The organism is Stenotrophomonas cyclobalanopsidis (assembly GCF_008710035.1).
GTDB classification, from domain to species: Bacteria; Pseudomonadota; Gammaproteobacteria; order Xanthomonadales; family Xanthomonadaceae; genus Stenotrophomonas; species Stenotrophomonas cyclobalanopsidis.
Genome location: NZ_VYKI01000044.1, coordinates 20081 through 27900 on the forward strand (window position 1 = coordinate 20081; position 7820 = coordinate 27900).

At 67.8% G+C, this 7820-nt stretch carries 5 protein-coding genes; all 5 read left to right on the forward strand.

What is annotated here, in order from left to right; genetic code table 11:
- Positions 1-46 precede the first annotated feature (46 nt).
- The 5 genes from FJU31_RS18940 (at position 47) to FJU31_RS18960 (ending at position 7543) form a co-directional block, all read left to right on the forward strand.
- A complete protein-coding gene (locus tag FJU31_RS18940; protein ID WP_150456115.1) occupies positions 47-607 on the forward strand; it encodes an NADPH-dependent FMN reductase in 561 nt (186 codons plus the stop codon).
- A 267-nt stretch (positions 608-874) separates the two neighbouring features.
- Positions 875-2305 carry a replicative DNA helicase gene (locus FJU31_RS18945; RefSeq protein WP_150456116.1) on the forward strand — a complete coding sequence of 477 codons (1431 nt, stop codon included), beginning with the start codon at positions 875-877 and terminating at the stop codon, positions 2303-2305.
- Between the two features lie 209 nt (positions 2306-2514).
- On the forward strand, positions 2515-6930 hold the full coding sequence (locus FJU31_RS18950) for an autotransporter domain-containing protein (RefSeq protein ID WP_188115539.1): 4416 nt from the start codon (positions 2515-2517) through the stop codon (positions 6928-6930).
- Positions 6931-7070: 140 nt separating this feature from the next.
- Positions 7071-7283: a hypothetical protein gene (locus tag FJU31_RS18955; protein WP_150456118.1), complete on the forward strand. Its 213-nt coding sequence runs from the start codon at positions 7071-7073 to the stop codon at positions 7281-7283.
- Entirely contained in the window at positions 7280-7543 is a 264-nt protein-coding gene (locus FJU31_RS18960; protein ID WP_150456119.1) for a hypothetical protein, read from the forward strand. Before FJU31_RS18955 ends, FJU31_RS18960 begins: the two co-directional genes overlap by 4 nt.
- Positions 7544-7820 lie beyond the last annotated feature (277 nt).

The following is a 7820-nucleotide window of genomic DNA, read 5'->3' on the forward strand; positions in this document are numbered from 1 at the left end:
GGCCGGCCGCTAGGCTGACCCTTTCCCCCGTCTGGAGTGTGTCGCCATGCCTGTTCCCACCATCGCAGTCTTCGTTGGCAGCCTGCGCAAGGAGTCCTGCAACCGCAGGCTCGCGCTGGCCCTGGAAAAGCTGGCCGGCGATCGTGCGCGTTTCACTTACGTGCGCATCGACGATCTGCCGCTGTACAACCAGGATTTCGACGGAAGCTATCCGGCCCAGGGCACCCGCCTGAAGGACGAGGTACGCGGTGCGGATGCGGTGCTGTTCGTCACCCCGGAATACAACCGCTCGGTGCCCGGTGTGCTGAAGAATGCGATCGACATCGGCTCGCGGCCGTATGGCGACAGCGCCTTCGCTGGCAAGCCCGCGGCGGTGATCGGCGCGTCCATCGGCCAGATCGGCACGGCGGTGGCCCAGCAGCACCTGCGCAACATCCTGGCGTTCCTCGACATGCACGTGCTCGCCCAGCCGGAGGCGTTCATCCACTTCAAGGATGAACTGATCGGCGCCGATGGCACCATCCACAACGAAGGCACGCACAAGTTCCTGCAGGGCTACGTGGACCGCTTCCTGAAGCTGATCGCGGTGCACGCCAAGGGCGATTGACGCTGCGCTCGGGGCTGGGGTCAGAGCCCTCTGCGGCGCAGAGGGATCCGACCCCTTTCTGCCGGGGTCGGATCCCGTCGCACAGCGGCGGGGTCTGACCCCCGTTTCCCGATCTGCGATAATGGGATCCCATAGGCCTGACAACCACGTCGCACAGCGGCGGATATCCCCGGTTCGTCCACGGCTTATCCACAGGCTTGTCCATGGCCGCCGGGGTCGGCGCATGCCTACACTCGTCTGGCCCACTTTCGCAGGAAACACCGCAGCATGTCCGCCCGTTCCGGCTTCCGTTCCAACCGCAAAGAGCGCGGCGATGGCTTCGACCGCGATCGCGACGAATCGCGCATCGACCAGCTGCGCGTGCCGCCGCACTCGGTGGAAGCCGAACAGGCGGTGCTGGGTGGCCTGATGCTGGCCCCGGAAGCCTACGACCGGGTCAACGATCAGCTGACCGAGACCGATTTCTATCGCCGCGATCACCAGATGATCTACCGGGCGATCCGCGAGCTGTCCGAGCGCGAGCGTCCGTTCGATGCGGTGACCCTGGGCGAGTGGTTCGAATCGCAGGGCAGGATGGAGCTGGTCGGCGATGGCGCCTACCTGATCGAGCTGGCCAGCACCACGCCGTCGGCGGCCAACATCGTGGCCTACGCCGAGATCGTGCGTGACAAGGCGGTGCTGCGGCAGCTGATCCAGGTCGGCACCGACATCGTCAACGACGGCTTCCAGCCCGAAGGCCGCGACAGCAGCGAACTGCTGGCCTCGGCCGAAAAGAGCGTGTTCGCCATCGCCGAGCAGGGCGCGCGTGGCCGTACCGACTTCGTGGCCATGCCCGGCGCGCTGAAGGATGCGTTTGAAGAGCTGCGCAACCGCTTCGAGAACGGCGGCAACATCACCGGCCTGCCGACTGGTTACACCGACTTCGATGCGATGACCGCCGGCCTGCAGCCGACCGACCTGATCATCCTTGCCGCGCGTCCGGCGATGGGCAAGACCACCTTCGCGCTGAACATCGCCGAGTACGCGGCGATCAAGTCGAAGAAGGGCGTGGCCGTGTTCTCGATGGAAATGTCCGCATCGCAGCTGGCGATGCGCCTGATTTCCTCCAACGGCCGCATCAACGCCTCGCGCCTGCGCACCGGCCAGCTGGAAGACGAGGACTGGAGCCGGGTCACCAGCGCGATCAGGATGCTGAAGGAAACCAAGATCTTCATCGACGATACGCCAGGCGTGTCGCCGGAGATCCTGCGTTCCAAGTGCCGCCGCCTGAAGCGCGAGCACGACCTTGGCCTGATCGTGATCGACTATCTGCAGCTGATGAGCGTGCCGGGCAACAGCGAAAACCGCGCGACCGAAATTTCGGAAATCTCGCGATCGCTGAAGGGCCTGGCCAAGGAACTGAACGTGCCGGTGATCGCGCTTTCGCAGCTGAATCGATCGCTGGAAACGCGTACCGACAAGCGGCCGGTGATGGCCGACCTTCGCGAATCGGGCGCAATCGAGCAGGACGCGGACATGATCGTCTTCATCTACCGCGACGATTACTACAACAAGGAAAATTCGCCGGACAAGGGCCTGGCCGAGATCATCATCGGCAAGCACCGTGGTGGCCCGACCGGTTCGTGCAAGCTGAAATTCTTCGGCGAATACACGCGCTTCGACAACCTGTCCCACGATTCGGTTGGTTCGTTCGAGTAAGTCCCGCGCCGGGTAATGCCCGGCGCTCAAGTTCGTCCCTTGCGTGCCGTTAACACCGGTACCAGGGGGGGACATCACGGTCCATGACCCATTGCTGCACGCACGGCGATGGAGCGGTGCGTGCGCCCCCTTCATTCATGGGGAACGAATCGATGTCGGCGGCAGCAGGGAAGCGTGGGGTGGGGCGCGGCGTCGCCTGGATGTACATTGTGCTGTTGCAGTTGCTGGCAGGTACGGGTGTTGCGCAGGCGGCGTCGGCGGCGTGCGAGGCCATCAACCTGATAGGTACCACGACCAACGAGACCCGGACGTTCGCACAGGGGGCCTTCCTGCCAGGCGAGTCGCTGACGGTCCGTTTCACAGACAGCGGCGAGAACATCGGCAAACCGCCGAACTCGGCAGACGCCATCATTTTCCGCAGTTTGAGTTTCGGCACGGGAGGCTACGACTACCGCAGCAACACCGGATCTGCAGGAGCGCACAGCGGAGCGGTGGACAGCAGCTTCCTGGTGGCCAACGGCCTGTTCATGAGCATCAAGACCGGAAGGTACATCAGCCCGGTCCAGATCAACTGCATCTCCACCGCCACGCAACCGCTGCAGCTGGCTGCCCCTGCGACGCAGCAGTTCAGCGTTGGCTCGCCGGTTGATGTCCACCTGACCGCCAGCGGCGGCAGCCTGCCTTACAACTTCGCCATCAACATCGGCACCTTGCCCGCCGGGCTGGTGCTTGAACCCTCGGGCCGCCTGCATGGCACGCCGCAGGGCGCGGGCACGTTCAGCGTCAGCGTGGAGGTCACCGATGCAGCGGGCGCCAGCGCACACCAACCGCTGGCGGGCAGCATCGCGGCCATCGCGCCCGATGCCCCCGGCCAGGTCGCGGCTGTCGCCGGCGATGGCCAGGCCGTGGTCAGCTTCAGCGCACCGACGCAGACTGGCGGTGCCCCCATTGTCGAGTACGCCGTGATGGCGTCCACGGGCGAGTGGGCGCTCGGCACGCAGTCGCCGATCACGGTGACCGGTCTTGCCAATGGCATGCCCGTGCAGTTCCAGGTGATCGCCAACAACGGCAGCCAGGCCAGCCAGCCGTCGCTGGCAAGCGCCGCGGTCACGCCGATGACCGGGCAGATGATCCAGTTCGACGCGCTCGATGCACAGCCGTTCGGCAGCACGCCGCAGGTGCTGGCCATTGCCAGCAGTGGCCTGCCGGTGTCGCTGTCCAGCAGCACGCCCCGGGTCTGCAGCGTCGCTGCCGATGGCCGGGTGACCCTGCTTGCGGCAGGCACCTGCAGCATCGATGCCGACCAGGCGGGTGACGCGGCGACCCATGCCGCAGCACGCGTCAGCCGCTCGTTCACCGTGCTGGCCGTGGTGCCAGGCGCGCCACGCATCACTGCGGTGATGCTTGCCGCGGGCAGCGTGGACGTGAGCTTCCAGGCGCCGGTGTTCGATGGCGGCAGCGCGGTCGATAGCTATCTGCTGCAGGCGTTGCCGGGCGGGCAGAGCGTGCGCGGCAGCGGCAGTCCGCTGCGCATCGACGGGCTGCCGGCCGGCATTGCGCATCGCTTCGTCGTCATCGCCTTCAATGCGGCCGGTGCCGGCGCGGCGTCGCTGCCGTCCGACCCGCTCACCGTGCAGGGCGCACCGGTGGTGACCGGCGTGCAGGTGCCGTCGGTCGGTCGCTACATTGCCGGCCAGGTGCTGGCCTTTGCGGTGCAGTTCGACCAGGCTCTGCAGGTCGGCGCTGCGCCGCAGCTGCTGCTGCGCATCGGCAGCCAGCGCCGGGTGGCCACGCTTTCGACGGTGGAGACGGGTGCGCAGGACAGCGTGCTGCGCTTCCAGTACACGCTGCAGGCCGACGACCGCGACGAGGATGGCATCGAGGTGGAATCGCTGCAGGCCGCCGCCGGCAGCCTGCGCAATGCGCAGGGCACCGAAGCGCGTGCGGTGCTGGTCAATGTGGGGGCGACCACGGGCGTACGCGTGGGCGCCGACCTGCCGTCGGCCGTCGTCAACGTGCGCGGCGTGGCCGGCGATGGACAGGTGCAGGTCTATTTCGATGCGGCGTCTGCCGGCAGTGGTGCCATCGTCGATTACACGGTGACCGCGCAACCGGGCGGCATCAGCGCAACCGGTACGAGCTCGCCGATCACCGTGCGTGGCCTGGCCAATGGCAGTACCTACCGTTTCGTAGTGGTTGCACGCAGCGAGTACGGCAGCGGCGTGGCGTCGGCTGCCTCGGCAGCGGTGGTGCCGTTGCCGGATCTGGACGTGTCTGATTCCAGCATTGCGGTGCCTTACGGGGCTGCCGCCGTCGAGCTGCCGCTGTCGGTGGCCGGTGTGGTCGAGCAGGTGCAGGTGGCCGTTGGCCCGCAGCATGGCCGGGTTGACGTGCAGGGCATGACGCTGCGTTACACGCCGGCCGAAGGCTATGCCGGCACCGACAGCATCACCTACACCATCAGCGATGGCTTCCGCACGTCGGCGCCCGCCAGCATCACGATCACCATTGGCACGCCGACCGTGGTCCTGCAGTCCGCCGTGTTGCCGCACGCCGTGGCCGGTACCGCGCTGGACGCACTGCTGTCCAGCAGCGGTGGGGCAGCGCCTTACACCTACGCGATTGTTGGCGGCAGTCTGCCGACGGGCCTCAGCCTGGATCGCAGCGGGCACCTCGCGGGTACGCCCGTCGCCGCAGGTCGTTTCGAGATCGAAGTCGAGGTGACCGACAGCAGTTCCGGCACGGGTCCCTTCCGCGCGCGTCGCGCCTTCGTGCTCAGCGTGGCGGCGCCGCAGATCGAGGAAGTGGAAGCGCCGCTGCCGCCGGCAACCCAGGCGGGACCGGTCAGCCTGCGCCTGCAGGCGCGTGGCGGTACCGCGCCGTATGCCTTCCGCCTGATGTCGGGCGCGCTGCCGCCTGGCGTACTGCTGTCCAGCGACGGCCAGCTGCAGGGCGTGGCTACCCTGGCCGGCGTGTTCGATTTCGACGTGGAAGTCAGCGATACCTACGGCTTCACCGGTGTGGCGCGCTACCAGCTGAAGATCGCGCAGGCCGCGCAGGCGATCACCGGCTTCAGCGTGGACCCGGCAACGCCGGTCTACAGCGAGGGCGGCAGCTTCGAGGTCTCTGCACAGGGCGGTGCGTCGGGTCAGCCGCTGCGTTTCGGCAGCGGCAGCCCCGCGGTCTGTAGCGTCAGCGGCACGCGCGTCGCGATGCTGGCAGCAGGGCGTTGCGTGCTGACGGTGGACCAGGACGGCGATGCCAACCATGAAGCGGCACCGCAGCAGCAACGCATTGTCGAGATCGCGCTGGCCGTGCCGATGCTGGCGTGGAGTGCCGACCTGCAGCGCCTGCTGGAGCAGGGCAGCTTCGAACTGCCGCTGCCGACCAGCGACAGCCCAGGGGCCTTCAGCTTCCGCAGCAGCGACACCGCGGTGGCCAGCGTCGAAGGCCGCACCGTGCACGTACACGGCGAAGGTCGTGCGGTGATCACCGCCGAACAGGCCGCTGCGGGCAGCTACGCCGCCGCCAGTGTCGAGCTGGTGCTGGCGGTGAACGTGCGCCTGGACCCGACCCGTGACCCAAGCGTGACCGGGCTGCTGCAGGCGCAGGTGGACGCCAGCGTGCGCTTCGCCAACGCGCAGCAGGCCAACATCCGCGAGCGCCTGCGCCAGGTGCGTGCCGGCGGTAACGCCGACAGCAATACGCTGTCGGTGTCGACCGGCGCGCGTGGACCTGACGCGGCGTCGCTGCCGCTGGGCCAGGCGATTGCGGACGAACGTCCGCTGCTGCCCGCCGGCTGGGGCACCTGGGCCTCGGGTTCGGCCACCTATGGCCGGGGTGGTCCGACCGGGGCAGGGCGGTACGACCTGCGCAGCGACGGCCTGACCGTGGGCGTGGATCGTCGTCTTGGTGACAGTGCTCTGTGGGGCGTGGCCGGCAGCATCGGCCGCAACGACAGCGAGCAGGATGATGCGCGCACGCGCCTGCAGGCCGACCAGCGTTCGCTGGCGCTGTACGGCCTGTGGCGCGGCAACGAACACGTGTTCGTCGATGCGGTGCTGGCCACCGGCGACCTGCGCTTCGACCTGCAGCGCTGGAGCCGCGATGCCGGCGCGATCGCGGTGGCCCGTCGCGAGGGTTCGCAGTGGTTCGGTTCGCTGGCGCTTGGCTATGAGCAGGTGCTGTCGGGCATGCGCATGAGTGGCTACGCACGGGTGGATGGCAGCCGCAGCACGCTGGATGCCTACCGCGAGCATGGGCTGGGCGAACTGGATCTGGCCTACGGCCGCCAGGTCGTCGACAGCCGCGCGCTGGCGTTCGGCGTGGAAGGCAGCGCGGTCGAAACAGCCGAGGCGCGCCTGCGCCCGTTCTGGAGCATCGAGTACCGGCAGGCGCTGCAGGACCGCGGCGAGGCGACGTTGAACTACGCCGAGTGGGCGCGTCCGCAGGATTACCGCCTGGCGATGCGCAGCTACAACGACGATCTGCTGTCGCTGTCAGCTGGCGTGGACGTGTCCATCGCGCGCGGCTGGATCCTGTCGCTGCTGCTGGGCCATGAACAGGCGCGGGGCAGTGATCGGTCAAGCAGCGTCGGCCTGCGCCTGAGCAGCGGCGGCCGCTGAGGCGGTAGCGCCGGGCCATGCCCGGCCGATTTCCCGGATTTCATCGCCCCCAGCCCGGTTTCGTCGCAATCCGTTTGCGGCGGCCGCTGGCGGGCGGCACGGTGGTCTTAGGCGGCAGGGTGCCGCCCAAGGAGACCGTCATGAAGACCCTGTTCGCGCTGGGCGTGTGGTGCCTGCTGTTCGTGCTGTGCTGGCCGTTGGCGCTGCTGGCGCTGGTTGCCTGGCCGTTCGTCTGGCTGCTGAGCCTGCCGTTGCGCCTGGTCGGCATCACCTTCTCCGCCGTGTTCGCGTTCCTGCGTGCATTGTTCATGCTGCCGGCACGACTGCTGGGTGGCCGTGCGGTGACGGCATGAAGGCGCTGCTGATGGTTGCGCTGGCCGTGCTGGCGGCACCCGCACTGGCGCAGTCACCGGCGCCAACCTCGGCGTGGCTGGAGCGCCAGCAGTCGGCCGCTGCCGATGAAGCGGATGCGGCCGGTGCCCGAGCTTCGAAAGCTCCCGCGGTGAAGGAGAACTGCCGTGTCGTGAAGCAATGGAAGGTGGGTGACACCGTGGTCAAGCACCGCGTGTGTGACGACGCGCCAAAGGCGGCACCGCCGGCCAGACAGGGGTAGAGCCGAGCCCACGCTCGGCTGCTTTTCGCACCGACCAGCCGAGCACAATGGCGCGGCCATTTTCTGTAGAGCCGAGCCCACGCTCGGCTGCTTCTTGCAACGACCAGCCGAGCACGGGCTCGGCTCTACAACAGGGCGACCATTTCCGATCGCAACGGCCAGCCGAGCATGGGCTTGTATGTTCCTCCCGGCTCCTACGAGGTATGTAGGAGCCAGGGTGGAGGGACCGACAAGCATGGATCTGCGGATAGCGCCGACAGACGAGCCGAGCGATCCC